The sequence below is a fragment of the Amycolatopsis sp. NPDC003676 genome, from assembly GCF_053587275.1.
Genome location: NZ_JBSFNS010000035.1, coordinates 64102 through 83143 on the forward strand (window position 1 = coordinate 64102; position 19042 = coordinate 83143).

Genomic DNA, 19042 nt, shown 5'->3' on the forward strand with positions numbered 1-19042 from the left:
GCGGCGTGAATCGGTGGCGCCCGCGGCACGACCGCGGGCGCCACGCCTCCGCCCAGACTTCGTGACGCGACAAGAGGTAGGGCAGCTCAACCATGGCTGAATTCCAAGCTGACACGCGGACCTCGACCGAGGCGATCGCCATCGTCGGCATGTCCTGCCGGCTGCCGCACGCGGAGAACCCCGCCCGGCTGTGGCAGCTGTTGCGCGACGGCCGCAGCGCGATCGGCGCGCCTCCGGCAAGCCGGCCGGAGCTGCCGTCCCGGCCGGGGAGCTACCTTGCCGACGTCAGCGGCTTCGACGCGGGCTTCTTCGGCATCAGCCCGCGCGAGGCCTCGTCGATGGACCCGCAGCAGCGGCTCATGCTCGAGCTCGCCTGGGAAGCGTTGGAGGACGCCAGGATCCTCCCGGCGGATCTCGCTGACAGCCGGACCGGCGTCTTCGTCGGCGTCATGGCCGACGACTATGCGGCGCTCACACATCAGCGTGGGGCCGACGGCATCACCCGCCACACCTTGACCGGCCTCAACCGCGGCGTGCTCGCCAACCGGATCTCCTACGCCCTGGGCCTGCACGGGCCCAGCGCAGCCGTGGACACCGGCCAGTCCTCCTCGCTGGCCGCCGTGCACCTCGCGGCCGAGAGCCTGCGCCGCGGCGAGTCGGCCATGGCCATCGCCGGCGGAGTCAACCTCGTGCTGACGCCTGACAGCACCATCGGCGCCGAGCGGTTCGGCGCACTCTCTCCGGACGGTCTCAGCTTCACCTTCGACGCGAGGGCCAACGGATACGTGCGTGGTGAGGGCGGCGCTTTCGTGGTGCTCAAGCCGCTGCGGGCGGCTGTGGCGGACGGCGACCCGATCTACTGCGTGCTGCACGGCAGCGCGATGAACAACGACGGCACGACCGAAGGTCTCACCGTGCCGAGTCCAGCCGGCCAGCAGGACGTGCTGCGTCAGGCGTACGAGCGGGCCGAGGTGTCCTCGGACCAGGTGCAGTACGTCGAACTGCACGGCACGGGCACCAGGCTGGGCGACCCGGTCGAAGCGGCCGCGCTGGGCGCGGTGCTCGGCGACGGCCGCCTGGACGGGGCCGAGCTGCGGGTCGGTTCGGTGAAGACCAATGTCGGGCATCTCGAGGGCGCGGCGGGCATCGTGGGCTTGCTCAAGGCGGCGCTGTGCGTCAGCCACCGCGAACTCGTGCCGAGCCTGAACTTCGAAACCCCCAACCCGGATATCCCGTTCGACGAGCTTAAGCTCGCCGTGCAGCAGCGGCTCGAGCCGTGGCCGCGACCGGACGAGCCGCTCTACGCGGGCGTCAGCTCGTTCGGCATGGGCGGGACGAACTGCCACGTCGTGCTCTCCGACTGGCGCGTCGAGCAGGCGGCGGCAGCGGAGCCGCCGGGTGCCGAGTCCGGCGCGGGCGTCGTGCCGTGGGTGGTGTCCGGCAGGTCGGCCGAGGCCGTGGCCGGTCAGGCGGCCCGGCTGGCGTCGTTCCTGGAGGAGCGCCCTGAGCTGGATGTCGCGGCGGTGGCCCGGTCGCTGGTGGTGTCGCGCACTAGGTTCGATCACCGCGCGGTGGTCGCCGGAACGACCCGTGAAGACCTTCTCGCCGGTGTCCGGGCGTTGGCCGAGGACCGGCCCTCGGCCGGTGTGGTGTCGGGCCGGGTGGCACCGGACGACGCGGTGGCGTTCCTGTTCTCCGGGCAGGGAAGCCAGCGCGTCGGCATGGGGCGTGAGCTGTACGAAAGCGAGCCGGTGTTCGCGGCTGCTTTCGACGAGGTCGCCGCGGCTCTTGACGGCCACCTGGATCGTCCCCTCGCGACGGTGATCGCGGGCGATCCGGAGCTGCTGGAGCGGACGTTGTTCACCCAGCCGGCGCTGTTCGCGGTCGAGGTCGCCCTGTTCCGCCTGATGACGCACTACGGGGTGACGCCGGATTATCTGGTGGGTCATTCGGTGGGCGAGCTGGTCGCGGCTCATGTGTCGGGTGTCTTGTCGCTCGAGGACGCGGCCCGTCTCGTGTGCGCGCGGGCCCGGTTGATGGACGGGGTTCCCGCAGGCGGGGCGATGGTCGCCGTGAACGCAGGCGAACGCCGGGTCTCGGGCTGGCTCGAGGGTCGTTCTGGGGTGGACGTCGCGGGAATCAACAGTCCGGCAAGCACGGTGATCTCGGGTGACGAGGCCGCGGTGCTGGAAGTGCTGGACCTGGCTCGTGCCGAGGGGGTGAAGGCGACTCGCCTGAAAGTGAGCCACGCTTTCCACTCCGCGCATCTGGACGGGATGCTGGAGGAGCTCACCGAGGTCGCCCGCGGGCTGACGCATTCGGCTCCGCGGATTCCGGTGGTGTCGAACGCGACCGGCGAGCTGATCGAGGAGTTCACGCCGGAATACTGGGCCGGACAGGCCCGGGCGGCGGTGCGGTTCGCCGACGGCGTCACGACGCTGGCCGGACTGGGCGTCGCGGTTTTCGTGGAACTCGGGCCCGATGCGACGCTGGCGGGGCTCGCGGGCGAATGCTTGGCGGACGTCGAGAACGCGCTGGTTGTTCCGGTGCTGCGAAAGGGCGTTCCGGAAACCCGTTCTCTGGTAACCGCTTTGGCCGCGGCGCACGTCCGCGGCTGCGGCGTGGACTGGGAGCGGTTCCTTCCGGCTTCGGGTGTGGTGGACCTGCCCACGTATGCCTTCCAACGCCAACCCTTCTGGCTGGAGGGTTCGGCGATCGAACCGGTGCGGCCCCGGACCGGGCGGGCGGTGCGGGGCCGCCCGGAGCGGCCCGCCCCTCGAGGCGACGAGCTGGAGCTGGTCCGTGCGCACGTGGCCGCCGTGCTCGGCCACGGTTCGGCCCGCGACGTGGACGCCGACACGACGTTCAAGGACCTGGGCTTCGACTCCCTCTCGGCCGTCGAGCTCCGGAACGCGCTGCAGAGGGCCACCGGGCTTTCGCTGCCCTCCGGCCTTCTCTTCAACTACCCGACCCCAGCGAGGCTCGCCGAACACCTCGGCGGCTCGGACCGGCTCCAGGACGACGAGGGGCACGAGGCGACGGCCCTCGACGAGCCGATCGCGATCGTGGGCATGGCGTGCCGGCTGCCGGGCGGGGTCGCTTCGCCGGAGGACCTGTGGCGCGTGGTCAGCGGCGAGGTCGACGCGATCGGCGAGTTCCCGGCCGGCCGGGGCTGGGACCTCGATGCGCTCTTCGCCGCCGATCCGGACCGGGCGGGCACGACCTACGCCGCGGGCGGCGGGTTCCTGTACGACGCGGACCGGTTCGATGCCGAGTTCTTCGGGATCAGTCCTCGCGAGGCGGCGGCGATGGATCCGCAGCAGCGGTTGCTGCTGGAGACGGCGTGGGAGGCCTTCGAACAGGCGGGCATCGACGCGACGGCGTTGCGGGGCACCCGCACCGGCGTGTACGTCGGCGCGACGGGGCAGGAGTACGGGCCGCGGCTGAGCGAGGCGTCCGGCGGGCACGACGGCTACCTGCTGACGGGCAACACCGCCAGCGTCGCGTCGGGCCGGGTGGCCTACACGTTCGGCTTGGAGGGCCCGGCGGTCACGGTCGACACCGCGTGCTCGTCCTCGCTGGTCGCGCTGCACCTGGCCGCGCAGTCGCTGCGCGAGGGCGAGTGCTCGATGGCCCTCGCCGGCGGGGTGACGGTGATGTCCGCCCCGGGCATGTTCGTCGAGTTCGCCCGCCAGCGCGGGTTGTCCCCCGACGGCCGGTGCAAGGCGTTCTCCGCGTCGGCGGACGGCACCGGGTGGGCCGAGGGCGCGGGGCTGCTGGTGCTGGAGCGGTTGTCGGAGGCGGAGCGCAACGGGCATCGGGTGCTCGCGGTGATCCGCGGCTCCGCGGTGAACCAGGACGGCGCCAGCAACGGCCTGACCGCGCCGAACGGCCCGTCCCAGGAGCGGGTCATCCGGGCCGCGCTGGCGAACGCCCGCCTGTCGGCGTCCGAAGTGGACGCGGTGGAGGCGCACGGCACGGGCACGAAGCTCGGCGACCCGATCGAGGCGCAGGCGCTGCTGGCCGCCTACGGCCAGGACCGCGAAGAGCCGCTTCGACTCGGCTCGCTCAAGTCGAACATCGGCCATACGCAGGCCGCGGCGGGCGTCGCGGGCGTGATCAAGATGGTCGTGGCCATGCGCAACGGGCGTCTCCCCGCGACGTTGCACGCGGACGAGCCGACCTCGCACGTCGATTGGTCGGCCGGCTCGGTGGAACTCCTGACGCGGGCCCGGGAATGGCCTGAGGCCGGCCGCCCGCGCCGGGCGGGCATCTCGTCCTTCGGCATCAGCGGCACCAACGCACACCTCATCGTCGAGCAGGTCGCGGAGATCGAAGCTCCGGTGGCGGAGCGGTCGGCGCCGGGTCCCGTGCCGTGGGTGGTGTCGGCGAAATCGGAGGCCGCGCTGGCGGGGCAGGCGGAACTGCTGGTGTCGTTCCTGGAGGAGCGGCCGGAGGCGGACGTCGTCGCCGTCGGCCGCTCGCTGGCCGTATCGCGTGCTCGTTTCGAGCACCGCGCGGTGCTCGTGGGGGAGACCCGCGAGGAGTTCCTGCACGCGCTGCGGACGCTGACCCCGGGCAGGGTTGTCTCGGCGGGTTCGGTCGCGTTCCTGTTCTCCGGGCAGGGCAGTCAGCGAGTGGGCATGGGCCGAGCGCTGTACGCAGCGGAGCCGGTGTTCGCGGCCGCGCTCGACGAAGTTGCCGAGGCGTTGGATGTCCACTTGGACCGGTCGCTCGCCGAGGTGATCGAGGGCGAGCCGGAGCTGCTTCAGCGCACGGTGTTCACTCAGCCGGCGTTGTTCGCGATCGAGGTGGCCCTTTTCCGCTTGCTTTCCCATTACGGCGTGACCCCGGATTACCTGGTGGGTCATTCGGTCGGTGAACTGGCGGCGGCCCATGTGGCGGGCGTGCTGTCTCTCGCGGACGCCGCGCGTCTGGTGTGTGCACGGGCGCGTCTGATGGACGGCGTCGCCGAGGGCGGGGCAATGGTCGCCCTGAACGCGGGTGAAGCGCGCGTTTCCGGATGGCTCGCGGGACGGTCCGGGGTGGACGTGGCCGGGTCCAACAGCCCTGCCGCCACAGTGATTTCGGGCGACGAGGCGGCAGTGCTCGAAGTTCTCGAGCTGGCTCGCGAAGAGGGCGTGAAGGCGACGCGGCTGCGAGTGAGCCATGCTTTCCATTCCGCGCACCTGGACGGGATGCTGGCGGAGCTCACCGAAGTCGCCCGGACTCTGACCTATTCGGCTCCCCGGATCCCGGTCGTTTCGAATGTCACCGGCGAGGTGATGGAGGCGTTCACTGCCGAGTACTGGGCTGTTCAGGCCCGTTCGGCGGTCCGCTTCGCCGACGGGATCGCCACGCTCGCCGGCCTTGGCGTGACGGCGTTCGTGGAGCTGGGGCCCGACGGGACGCTTGCGGGGCTGACGAACGAGTGCCTGGCTGACACCGAGGGCACCTGCGTAGTTCCGGTGCTGCGCAAAGACCGTGCCGAGAAGCGTTCCCTCCTCGCCGCCTTGGGCGCGGTGCACGCACACGGCATAGACGTGGACTGGGCGGGATTCCTGCCGGGTTCCGGCGTGGTGGAGCTGCCGACGTACGCGTTCCAGCGCGAGCGGTTTTGGCTGAACGCCCCGCGTTCCGGTGATGCGGGATCGCTGGGCTTGACGGCGGTGGACCACCCGCTGCTGGCCGCGGTGATCGCGGAGCCGGACGGGGACGCCGTGCAGTTCTCCGGGGCGGTGTCGTTGCCGACGCATCCGTGGCTGGCCGATCACGCGATCGGCGGGGCGGTCCTGGTTCCGGCTACGGTGTTCCTCGAGCTGGCGGGTCATGCCGCCGACCGGCTCGGATACGCCGCCGTCGAGGAGCTCACTCTCCACGCGCCCCTCATGCTGACCGGCAGCGCGGCAGTCTCGATCCGGCTGACCGTCGATCGGGGCGACAAGCACGGCGAACGCCGGTTCACGGTGTACTCGAGGACCGGCGAAGAGCAGTGGACCGCGCACGCGGCCGGCCTGCTCGCCCCCGTGGCCGCCGCGGCAGGGGTTTCCCTGGAGCAGTGGCCCCCGGCCGACGGCGTCGCCATCCCGCTGGAGGGCGTCTACGACCGCCTCGCCGATCTCGGTTACGGGTACGGGCCGGCCTTCTCCGGTCTCCGCGCGGCCTGGCGTGCCGGAGACGACCTGTTCGCCGAAGTCGTGCTGCCCGATCAGCTGCGCGGCGAAGCCGGACGGTTCGGCGTGCACCCCGCACTCCTCGACGCCGCGCTGCACCCGCTGATCCTCGTGCTCGAAGCGACGCAGGACGAAAGCAAGATCCACCTGCCGTTCTCGTTCTCGGGCTTCGCTGTGCACGCGGTCGGCGCCACGGTGCTGCGGGTCCGCTGGACTCATACTGGCCAGGACACCGCGCGTCTCGCCGTCGCGGACGGGGCCGGCGCGCCGGTGGCGACGTTCGAGGCGGTCTCGCTGCGGCCGATCAGCCGCGATCAGCTCGCACCAGCGGGCCGGGCCGCGGAATCCCTGTACCGGGTGGCGTGGGAGGCCGTGCCCGCGGCCGGGCCGGTCGACGAGCAGCGGTGGGTCCGGGTCGGCGGCAAGGGATCGCACGCGGACCTCGGCGAGCTGCGCGCCGCTGTCGACGCGGGCCTTCCGGCTCCGGAGTTCGTAGTGCTGAACGGTCAAGAACTCTCGGCTGACCCGTCGGCCGAGGTGCTTCCCCGGACCCACGCGACGGCGGCGCGCGGTCTTGAGGCGGTGCAGGAGTGGCTGACCGCCCCGCAATTCGCCGAAAGCCGCCTGGTCGTCGCCCTGCGGGACGGCGCGCTGCACACGGCCGCGCTCGCGGGCCTGATCCGCACGGCCCAGTCCGAGAACCCGGGCAGGCTGGTCCTGGCCCACCTGGACGACGACGGGGCGGAGTCGCTGCCGGCGGTGCTGGCCTCGGGCGAGCCCGAGGTCGCGGTGCGGGGCGGTGAGTTGTTCGTGCCGAGGCTGGCGCGCGCGGCGGACGCCGTGGCAGGTGTGGCGGAGGGGCTGGATCCGGAGGGCACGGTCCTGGTGACCGGTGCTCTGGGAACGTTGGGCCGGTTGGTGGCGCGTCGGCTGGCGACGCATCACGGCGCGCGGCACCTGCTGCTGGTGTCGCGTCGTGGCAACGAGACTCCTGATGCCGCCGAGTTCGTGGCGGAACTGGCGGAGCTGGGTGCGCGGGCCCGGGCGGCGGCGTGCGACGTGGCGGACTTCGACGCGCTGGCAGGCTTGCTGGCCGAGGTTCCGGCCGAGCGTCCGCTGACCGCCGTGGTGCATGCCGCGGGTGTCTTGGACGATGCGACGGTCGCGTCGCTGTCGCCTGATCAGCTGGAGCGGGTGATGCGCCCGAAGGCGGACGCGGCCTGGAATCTCCACCGCCTCACCGAGTCCCTCAGTCTCGCCTCGTTCGTCCTGTTCTCGTCCGTCTCGGGGCTCATCGGGAATGCCGGCCAGGCCAACTACGCGGCCGCGAACACGTTCCTCGATGCCCTCGCGCAGCATCGCCGCTCCCGGAACCTGCCCGCCGTGTCCCTCGCGTGGAGCCTGTGGGCCGGTGTCGACGGCATGGCAGGCACCCTTGCCGACGCCGACGTCGCGCGGTGGAAGCGGAGCGGAATCGTCCCGCTGACCCCGGAACTCGGTCTCGATCTGTTCGACGCGGCGTTCGCCTCGGCGGAACCGCTGCTGGTCCCCGCCGAACTCGACCTCGGCGCCCTGCGCGCCCGTGCCGAGGAGAACGCGCTGCCCGGACTGTTCACCGGCCTGGTTCGCGTCCGCCGCAGGCAGGCGGCCGGCGCCGGGTCGTCGTGGGGCCAGCGGCTGATCGCGCTGCCCGCCCCGGAGCGCGCTCGGGCTGTGCTCCAGACCGTGCGGGAGACCGTGGGCCTGGTTCTCGGGCACGGGGCGAACGCCGACATCGACCCGGCCGATGCCTTCAAGGAGATCGGCTTCGATTCCCTCACCGGCGTCGAATTGCGCAACCTGCTCAACTCGGCGACCGGCCTGCGACTGCCCACCACCCTCGTGTTCGACCACCCGTCGCCCCAGGCGGTGGCGGACTTCCTGCTGGACCGGCTCGAAGCGACCGGAACGGCCGCCGTCCCGCTGGCGGCCGCGCACGCCCTGGGCTCGGACGAGCCGATCGCCGTGGTCGGCATGGGCTGCCGCTACCCGGGCGGGGTCTCCTCGCCGGAGGACCTGTGGCGGCTCGTGGCGGAAGGCCGGGACGCGATCGGCGAGTTCCCCGCCGACCGCGGCTGGGACGTGGAACGCCTCTACGACCCGGACCCCGGGAAAATCGGCACGTCGTACACGCGCAAGGGCGGATTCCTTTACGAGGCCGCGGAGTTCGATGCCGAGTTCTTCGGGCTGAGCCCGCGCGAGGCGATCGCGACCGACCCGCAGCAGCGGGTGCTGCTGGAGGTCGTGTGGGAGGCGCTGGAGCGCGGGGGAATCGACCCCGGCTCGCTGCGCGGTTCCTCGACCGGGGTCTACGCGGGGGTGATGTACAACGACTACGGGGCGCGGTTGGGGAGCGCGCCGGACGGCTTCGAGGGGCACCTGCTGACGGGCACGATCAGCAGCGTCCTGTCGGGGCGGGTGGCTTACACGTTCGGTCTCGAAGGGCCGGCGGTCACGCTCGACACGGCGTGTTCCTCCTCGCTGGTCGCGGTGCACCTGGCCGCTCAGGCGCTGCGCCAAGGCGAATGCTCGATGGCGCTCGCCGGCGGGGTCACCGTGATGTCCACGCCGACGACCTTCGTCGAGTTCTCGCGTCAGCTCGGTCTGTCGCCCGACGGGACCTGCAAGTCGTTCGCGGCTTCGGCGGACGGTACGGGCTGGGCCGAGGGCGCGGGCATCGTGGTGCTGGAACGCCTGTCGGACGCGCAGCGGCTCGGGCACGACATCCTCGGGGTGATCCGCGGTTCCGCGGTCAACCAGGACGGTGCGAGCAACGGCCTCACCGCCCCCAACGGGCCCTCGCAGGAACGGGTCATCCGCCAGGCCCTCGCCAACGCCCGCCTCGCTCCGCACGAGGTGGACGCCGTCGAAGCGCACGGCACCGGCACCCGGCTCGGCGACCCGATCGAGGCCAACGCGCTGCTGGCCGCCTACGGCCAGGACCGCGAAGAGCCGCTGCGCCTCGGCTCGGTCAAGTCGAACATCGGGCACACGCAGGCCGCCGCGGGTGTCGCGGGCATCATCAAAATGCTGATGGCGATGCGCAACGGGGAGCTTCCGGCGACGCTGCACGTCGACGAGCCGACGCCGCACGTCGACTGGTCGGCAGGCGCGGTGGAGCTGGTCACCGAGCATCAGGCATGGCCGGAGGCGGCGCGTCCGCGTCGCGCGGCCGTCTCTTCCTTCGGCATCAGCGGCACGAACGCGCACGTGATCCTCGAGCAGGGCCCGGAGCCGGTGGTGGCCCGCGAACCGGTGGCGGCGGGGCTGCCGCTGATGATCTCAGCGAAGAGCGAAGCGGCCTTGGCGGCGCGCGCCGGCCAGGTCCGGGAGCTGCTGGCCTCGGCGGACGCCGATGCGGCGCGAGTGGCTTCGGCTCTCGCCACCCGCGTCCCGCACCTTCCCTTCCGGGCGGCGATTTCGGGCGCCGGCCGGGACGAGCTGCTCGCGGGTCTCGAGGCGTTGGCCTCGGACGGCTCCGCGGCGAACCTGCTGCGGGGCGCGGTCGCCGGCTCGGGCAAGACGGTGTTCGTCTTCCCGGGGCAAGGTTCGCAATGGCAGGGCATGGCCCTGGGACTCTTCGACTCCTCCCCGGTGTTCGCCGAGCGGCTGGCGGAGTGCGAGCGGGCGTTGGCTCCGTTCGCGGACTGGTCGCTGCTGGACGTCCTGCGCGGCGCGGAGGGAGCTCCCGGTCTCGATCGGGTGGACGTGGTGCAGCCGGCACTGTGGGCGGTGATGGTTTCCCTCGCCGCGTTGTGGCGTTCGACGGGCGTCGAGCCGGACGCGGTGATCGGCCACTCGCAAGGGGAAATCGCGGCGGCCGCGGTGTCGGAGGCGTTGTCGCTGGACGACGCGGCGAAGGTCGTGGCGTTGCGCAGCCAGGCGATCGCGAAGCTGGCCGGCACCGGCGGGATGGTCTCGGTGGCCCTGCCCGCCGACGAGGTCCGCGAGCTCGTCTCTCGTTGGGACGGCGCCATCGATCTCGCCGCGCACAACAGCCCGCGTTCCGTGGTGGTCGCCGGCGAGGTGGCCGCTCTCGAGGAGATGGTCGCCTACTGCAAACACAACAATGTGCGCGCCAAGCGCGTCCCGGTCGACTACGCCTCCCACTCCGCGCACGTCGAAAGCCTGCGCGACGAACTGATCGACGCCCTGTCCTCGATCACCCCGCGCGCCGTCACGGTGCCCTTCCTCTCCACCGTCACCGGGCGGCCGCTCGACGGCACGGAGCTCGACGGCTCGTACTGGTTCCGCAACCTCCGCCAGACCGTCCAGCTGGAGGAAGCCACCCGGACCCTGCTCGACGAGGGCCACCGCTTCTTCATCGAGGCCAGCGCCCACCCGGTGCTGACCGTCGCACTCCAGGAGACGATCGACGACACGCCGTACGACAGCGCCGTCACCGTGCCCTCGCTCCACCGTGACGAGGGCGGGCTCGACGATTTCCTCGCCTCCGCGGCGCAAGCCCACGTCTCGGGCGTCCGGCTCGACTGGGCTGCCGTGGCCGGCGGACCCGGCGCGGCCGTCGACCTGCCGACCTACCCCTTCCAGCGCCGCCGCCACTGGCTGGAGGGCCCCGCGCCGGCCGGGGACGCGGGCGGGCTCGGCATGGCCGCCGAGCGGCATCCGCTCATCGGCGCCGCGCTCTGGACGGCCGACGAGGACAAGCTGGTCCTGAGCGGCCGGATCAGCCTGACCACGCAGCCCTGGCTGGCGGACCACGCCGTGGCCGGCACCGTGCTGCTCCCCGGTACCGCCTTCGTGGACCTCGCCGTCCGGGCAGCCGACCACGCGGGCCTCGACCAGGTCGACGAGCTGACCCTCCAGGCGCCGCTGGTGCTGGCCGGCGGCGGCGGAGTGCAGCTCCAGCTCGTGGTCGGCGCTCCGGACGAGGAAGGGCGGCGTGCGCTCTCGGTCCACTCCCGCCCGGAGCCGGAACCCGGCGACGCCGCGATCCGCCCGTGGACCCTGCACGCCAACGGCGTACTGGGCCGCGCGGAAGGATCGCCGGGAGCACCGACTGGTACCGCCTGGCCCCCGGCCGGTGCCGAGCCGGTCGACCTGACGGCGGCGTACGACACGCTCGCCGAGCGGGGTTTCCAGTACGGACCGGCCTTCCGGGGCCTGCGGGCGCTGTGGCGCGCCGGCCGGGAGATGTACGCCGAGGTCGCGCTCCCGAAGGACGTCCCGCCGGGCGAGTTCGGGATCCACCCGGCTCTTCTCGACGCCGCTCTGCACCCGCTGGCGCTCGCGGAAGACGGCCGCTTGGTGCTGCCGTTCGTCTGGACCGGCGTCCGGCTGCACGCGGTGAACGCCAGCGTGCTGCGGGTGCGGATCACCCCGGAAGGCTCGGGCGCCGCCCTTTCCCTCGCCGACGCGAGCGGTGCGCCGATCGCGTCGGTGCAGACGCTCAGCCTGCGGGCCGCGGACCCCGCGCAGCTGGCCGGCTCGGGCACGCCCCGCCAGCCGCTGCTCCAGGTGGAATGGACGACCGCGCCGGAGGCGGCCCCGGCCGCCGGATGGGCCGTCCTCGACGAGACCGGCCGCGGGTTGCCCGCTCCGCTGGGCAGCTGCTCGGACCTCGCCGGCATTGTCGGGACCCCGCCGCTCGTCGTGATCCCCGTCTCCGGCGACGACGGTCCCGGCGCCGCGGCGCACGGGGCCCTGCGGCTGGCTCAGGAATGGCTCGCCGAGGCGCGATTCGCCGAGTCGCGCCTGGTCTTCGCAACCCGCGACGCGACCACCGCCCGCACCGAGGCCGGACTCGGCTCGGCCCCCGTCTGGGGGTTGGTGCGTACCGCGATGACCGAGAACCCCGACCGGTTCGGCCTGCTGGACTTGACGGACTGGGACCTCTCCGAAGCCGATCTCGCCCGTGCGCTGGCCGTGCCGGACGCGCAGGCGAGCCTGCGCGACGGAGCGCTCCTCGTACCGCGGATGGTCAAAGCGCCCGCGACGGGCGACGCAGTGCCCGCCCTGAACCCCGGGGGCACCGTGCTCATCACCGGCGCCACCGGCACCCTGGGCCAGCTGTTCGCTCGCCACCTCGTCGCCGAACACGGCGTGCGGCACCTGCTGCTGGCGAGCCGCCGCGGCCGGGACGCGGCGGGCATGCCGGAGCTGGAAGCCGAACTGACGGCCCGTGGCGCCGATGTGTCCGTGGTCGCCTGTGACACGGCCGAACGCTCGGCGGTCGCCGCGATGCTGGACGCGATCCCCTCGGCGCACCCGCTGACCGCCGTCCTCCACACCGCTGGCGTCCTCGACGACGGCACGCTCCACGCCCTCACGCCCGAGCAGCTCGACACCGTGCTGCGCCCCAAGGTCGATTCCGCCTGGAACCTGCACGAGCTGACGGCCGGGCTGGAACTGGACGCGTTCGTCCTGTTCTCCTCGCTGGCCGGAACGGCCGGCACGCCAGGACAGGCCAACTACGCCGCGGCCAACGCCTATCTCGACGCCCTCGCGCACCACCGCCAAGCCCACGGCTTGCCGGGCACGTCGTTGGCCTGGGGCTTGTGGGCCGAGGGCAGCGGGATGACCGGCCACCTGACCGATGCCGACCTCGCCCGCATGTCCCGGGGCGGCATCGCGCCCATCGGCACTGCGGAGGGGCTGGCGCTGTTCGACGCGGCTCTCTCGACCGGTCAGCCGGTGCTCGTTCCGGCGCTGCTGGACTACCCGGCATTGCGGGCACGGAGCGAGAGCGGCGCCCTGCCCGGGCTCTTTCACAGCCTGGTGCGCCCGGCCCGGCGCGCCGCCGCCGGGGAACAGGCGGGCGGGAACTCCCTCCGGGAACGCCTGGCGCTCCTGGCCTCCGCAGACCAGGAGCACACCGTGCTGGAACTGGTCCGCGGTGCGGTGGCCTCAGTGCTGGGGCACACCGATGCCAGTCAGGTGGCGCTCGACCGGGCCTTCACCGAACTGGGCTTCGACTCGCTCAAGGCAGTGGAACTGCGCAACCGGCTGAACGCGGCCGCCGGTCTGAAGCTGCCCGCGACCCTGGTGTTCGACTACCCGAACACGGCCGAGCTGGCCGGTTTCCTGCGAACCGAACTGCTCGGCTCGGCCGCCGCGGCGGCGGTGACCGAACCGGTCGCCGCAGCCGTCGACGAGCCGATCGCGATCGTCGCGATGGCCTGCCGCTATCCGGGCGAGGTCAGCTCTCCGGAGGAGTTGTGGGCGCTGCTGTCCGACGAGCGGGACGCCATCGGCCCGTTCCCGGACGATCGCGGCTGGGACCTGGACAGCCTGTACGGCACGGACCCCGACCACCCCGGCACTTCCTATACCCGGCACGGCGGATTCCTCTACGACGCCCCGGAATTCGACCCGGAGCTGTTCGGGGTGAGCCCCCGGGAGGCCACCGCCATCGACCCGCAGCAGCGCCTGCTGCTGGAAATCTGCTGGGAGGCCTTCGAACGCGCGGGCATCGACCCGACTTCTCTCCAGGGCAGCCAGACCGGCGTTTTCGCCGGCGTCATGGCCAACGACTACGCGGCCCGTCTGAAGGACGCCCCCGAAGCCTTGGAGGGCTACCTGGCGGTCGGCAGCACGGTCAGCGTCGCCTCCGGTCGCGTGGCCTACACGTTCGGCCTGCAGGGACCGGCGATCACCGTCGACACCGCCTGCTCCTCCTCGCTCGTCTCCATCCATCTCGCCGCGCAGGCGCTGCGGAACGGCGAATGCGGGCTGGCACTGGCGGGCGGGGTGACTGTACTGGCCGCGCCCACCCTGTTCGTCGAGTTCAGCAGGCAGCGCGGGCTGGCTCCGGACGGCCGGTGCAAGTCCTTCGCCGGGCAGGCGGACGGCGCGGCCTGGGCCGAAGGCGCCGGAATCCTCCTGCTGGAGCGGCTCTCCGACGCCCGGCGCAACGGCCGCCGGGTCCTCGGCGTGATCCGCGGAACCGCCGTCAACCAGGACGGCGCGAGCAACGGCCTCACCGCCCCCAACGGCCCGTCCCAGGAGCGGGTGATCCGCCAAGCCCTGGCCAACGCGGGCCTGACCGCCGCGGACGTCGACGCGCTGGAGGCCCACGGCACCGGCACCACGCTGGGCGACCCCATCGAGGCCAAGGCGGTCATCGCCGCCTACGGGCAGGAGCGCCCGGCGCCCCTGCTGATGGGCTCCCTGAAGTCCAACATCGGGCACTCCCAGGCGGCCGCCGGCGTGGCCGGGGTCATCAAGATGGTCATGGCGATGCGGCACGGAGTGGTTCCCAAGAGCCTCCACATCGACGAGCCCAGCCCGCACGTGGACTGGTCCGCCGGGCAGGTGGAACTGCTGACCGAGGCGGTGCCGTGGCCCGAGTCCGGCCGGCCGCGCCGGGCAGGCGTGTCCTCCTTCGGCATCAGCGGCACCAACGCCCACCTCATCGTGGAGCAGCCGCCGGCCGAGGCGACGGCGCCGCCGGCCGAGCCGATGCCGGTCGTGCCGCTGCTGCTGTCCGCGCACAACGACCCGGCCTTGCGCGCGCAGGCCGACCGGGTGGCCGCGGCCCTCGTCGGCACCGGACAGCCGGACCTGGCGTCAATGGGCCGAACCTTGGCCCTCGGCCGGGCCGCACTGCCGCATCGCGCCGCCGTCGTGGCCGCCACCGCCACCGAAGCGGTCGACGGACTCGCGGCATTGACCGTGCGGGGCACCCCGGTGGAAGGCCGCACCGCGTTCCTCTTCACCGGGCAGGGCAGCCAGCGACTCGGCATGGGCCGGGAGCTGTATACCGCCTTCCCCGCCTACTCCGAGGCGCTGGACGCCGCGTGCGAACAGCTCGACCGGTGGCTGGAAACGCCGCTGCTCGACGTCCTCTTCGGCGAGGACCCGGCGCTGCTGGACCAGACTGGCTTCGCGCAGGCCGCGCTGTTCGCCACCGAGGTCGCGCTCTTCCGGCTCCTCGAAAGCTGGGGCGTCCGGCCGGACTTCCTCGCGGGCCATTCCATCGGCGAGCTGGCCGCCGCGCAGGTCGCCGGCGTCCTCTCGCTGGCCGACGCGGCGCAGCTCGTCGCGGCCCGCGGCCGGCTGATGCAGGCACTGCCCGGCGGCGGCGCGATGCTCGCCGTGCAGGCGGAGGAGCAAGAGGTCCTGCCGCTGCTCGCCGAACGGGAGGACCTGCTGGGCATCGCCGCCGTCAACGGCCCCGCTTCCGTGGTCCTCTCCGGCGACGCGGAGGCCGTCGAGGCCGTCGGAGCCGAACTCTCCGCACGGGGGCGCAAGACCAAGCGACTGCGCGTGAGCCACGCCTTCCACTCGCCGCGCATGGACGCGATGCTGGACGAATTCGAAACGGTCGCGAAGGGACTCACGTTCTCCGCACCCGCCATCCCGATCGTTTCCACCTTGACCGGACAGCCTGCCGGCGCCGAGGACCTGACCACGCCCGAGTACTGGGTCCGGCACGTCCGCCAGCCCGTGCGGTTCCTGGACGCGGCCCGTGGCCTGGAAGCCGCTGGCGTACGGACCTTCTTGGAACTCGGCCCGGACGGCGTGCTCAGCGCGATGGGGCAGGACTTCCTCGACGCGGGATCGCTGCTGGTCCCGGTGCTGCGCGGCGGACGCGATGAGCCGCACACCGCCGTCACTGCCCTGGCCCACGCCCACGTACGGGGCGTGCCGGTGGACTGGCGCGCGCTGTTCGGCGAGAACGCCGGGCCGGCCGCGGACCTGCCGACCTACCCCTTCCAGCGCCAGCGCTACTGGCTCGCGGACGGGCCTGGCGGCGGCATCGCTTCGGCCGGACTCGACTCCGCGCGGCACCCGCTGCTCGGGGCCGCGGTACCGCTGGCCGACTCCGACGGGGTGCTGTTCACCGGCCGGATTTCGGCCCGCAGCCACTCCTGGCTCGCCGACCATGCCATCGGCGGGACCCTGCTGGTCCCGGGCACAGTCTTGGTGGAGCTCGCGCTCCACGCAGGTGCCGCACTCGGCTGCGAGCGCTTGGAAGAACTGGTCCTCCAGGCACCGCTGGTCCTTCCCGACGAAGGTGCGCTCCAGCTCCAGATCACAGTCGGCGAACCCGACGGGGACGGCCGCAGGCCCGTCGCCGTCCATTCGCGCGGGGACCAGGATGGCGACGTCTGGAACCGGCACGCCGCCGGAACCGTGATGGCCGCAGTTCACGTTGGCCCCGAGCCCGGCCTCGCGTCCTGGCCGCCGGCCGGCGCCGAAACCCAGCCGGTCGAGGACCTGTACGACCGCCTGGCAGACCAGGGCTACGGCTACGGGCCGGCCTTCCAGGGCCTCCAGGCGGCATGGCGCTCGGGCGAGGACCTCTACGCCGAGGTACGGCTGCCCGTCGACACTGACGGATTCGCCTTGCACCCGGCACTGTTCGACGCCGCGCTGCACACATTGCTCCTGGAGGAGCGGGCCGAACTCCGGCTGCCCTTCTCCTTCGGCGGCGTTCAGCTGGCCAGGCCTCGGACAGACACCCTGCGGGTCAAGCTGTCACCCGGTTCGGACGGAACGGTCGCGGTCAGCATCGCTGACGAGACGGGCGCGCCGGTCGCCGCCGTCGCATCGCTCGCTTTGCGTGCGCTGACCGAGGGACCCGCGCTGGCCCGCCCCAGCGACCAGCACGTGTACGCGGTGGAGCGGGCCGATGTGGAACTCCCCGCCGGCGGCGACCCGACCATCGCGGTCCTCGGAGAGGCCGACCTCGGATTCGCCGCCGACCACTACGCCGACCTCGCGAGCGTGGCCGCCGCGACGGCGGACGGCGCGGCCGTGCCCGACGTGGTCGTCCTTCCGGTACGCCCGGCCGCTCCGCAGGAATGCGGCCAGGTGACGGGGGAGGTGCTGGCGGTACTGCGGCAGTGGCTCGCCGCCGACTCGCTGGCCGGAGCGCGGCTCGCTGTGGTCAGCACCGGGGAACTGGCGCACAGCGCGCTTTCCGGGCTGATGCGGACCGCCGCGTCGGAGCACCCGGGACGTTTCCAGCACGTGCTCGCCGACGGTCGGCCGGCCAGCCGGGAGTTGCTGGCCGCGGCGCTGGCCGACCCCCGGCCGCAGCTCGAACTCCGCGAGGGAAGGGCCTGCGTGACCCGTCTCGCGAAGGTCCCGTACCCGGTCCGGACCCAGGACGCCGACGACGCGTTCGACCCGGAGCACACGGTGCTGATCACCGGCGGCACCGGCGCGCTCGGCGGCCAGGTCGCCCGGCACCTGGTGACCGGCCGCGGCGCCCGGCGCCTCCTGCTCGTCAGCCGGGGAGGCGGGGCGGAGGACCTGGTCGCCGAATTGACGGCACTCGGCGCGGACGTACGGGTCGCGGCGTGCGACGCGGCCGACCGCGACGCGCTGGCCGGGCTGCTCGCCTCGATCCCGGAGGAGCACCCGCTCACCGCTGTCGTGCACGCGGCCGGGGTCGTCGAGGACGCCACGCTGGCGGCCATGAGCCCGGAGAGCCTCGCCCGGGTCTTGCGGCCGAAGGTGCAAGCCGCCTGGAATCTGCACGAGCTGACCGCTGGAACGGAGCTGACGGACTTCGTCCTCTTCTCTTCCGTAGCCGGCCTGGTCGGCAACGGCGGACAGGCGGGCTACGCCGCCGGCAACACTTTCCTGGACGCGCTCGCCCAACACCGGCGCGCCGAGGGTCTGCCCGCCGTGTCCCTCGCCTGGGGCAGGTGGCAGGACGGAATGGCGAGCGACCTCGACCGGGCCGGCCGGGCCAGGCTCGCCCGCAACGGGATCCTGCCGATGCCGGCCGACCGGGCGCTCGCCGCCTTCGACGCGGCGCTGGCCGGGCCCAAGCCGCCAGCCGGCGGCGAGGCCGAGACCCGGCCGGTGCTCGCGCCGGTGGTACTCGACCTCGCGGCGCTGCGGAGCCTCGGGGACGCACTGCCCGAGCTGTACCGGGGCCTGGTGCGCACCGAACGCCGAGCCGGCCGGCGGACCTCCGCTCCGGCGGAGATCCCGCTGGCGCGGAGGCTCGCCGGCCTGGACGCGGAAGCGCAGCGGCAGCTGCTGCTCGACTTCGCCAGGGAACAGGTCGGCCTCGTGCTGGCCCATCCGGCCCCGCGGACGATCGACGTCCGGCGCGGCCTGCTGGACCTCGGCTTCGACTCGCTCACCGCGGTCGAGCTCCGCAACCGGCTCAACGCCGCCACCGAGCTGCGGTTGCCCAGCACGCTCGTGTTCGACCACCCGACCACCGAAGCCCTCGCCGCATATCTCCGGGACCGGCTGATCGGCTCGACGCCGGACCCGGTCCAGCAAGCACTGGACGCCTTGGAAGCCGTTATCGCCGCCCCGGACACGCCCGACGGCGCCGCCTCCGCGGGAACGACCGCCGCGCGATTGCGCAGCCTGCTCCGGATGGTGGACGGGAGCTCCGCCTCCGCGGCCCTCGCGCTGGAAACCGACGACGACCTCTTCGCGGCACTCGACAACGAACTCGGAAGGCAGACGTGAACAACGAGCAGAAACTGCGGGACTACCTGAAGCGGGCGACGGTCGACCTGCGCGAGAGCCGCCAGCGTGTCCAGGATCTCGAGGAGCGCGCTCACGAGCCGATCGCGATCGTGGGAATGGCGTGCCGCCTGCCCGGCGGGGTCGCCTCCCCGGACGACTTCTGGTCGCTGGTGAGCGCCGGGCGCGACGTGGTCAGCACCTTCCCCGAGGGCCGCGGCTGGGACCTGGAAGGGCTTTACCACCCCGATCCCGACCATCTGGGAACCTCGTACACCCGCGAAGGCGGGTTCCTGCACGACGCCGACCGATTCGATGCCGAGTTCTTCGGCATCGGCCCTCGCGAGGCGGCGGCGATGGATCCGCAGCAGCGGTTGCTGCTGGAGACGGCGTGGGAGGCTTTCGAGCACGCAGCCATCGACCCG

2 protein-coding genes are annotated in these 19042 nt (G+C 72.8%); both read left to right on the forward strand.

All coding sequences use genetic code 11. From position 1 onward, the window contains the following. The first annotated feature begins 92 nt into the window (after positions 1–92). A complete protein-coding gene (locus ACWDNU_RS21735) occupies positions 93–18620 on the forward strand; it encodes an SDR family NAD(P)-dependent oxidoreductase (RefSeq protein ID WP_449670227.1) in 18528 nt (6175 codons plus the stop codon). Further along, positions 18617–19042, forward strand: a 426-nt coding sequence (locus ACWDNU_RS21740) for a beta-ketoacyl synthase N-terminal-like domain-containing protein (protein ID WP_449670228.1), incomplete at its 3' end; no start/stop codon positions are given. The genes ACWDNU_RS21735 and ACWDNU_RS21740, both read left to right, overlap by 4 nt.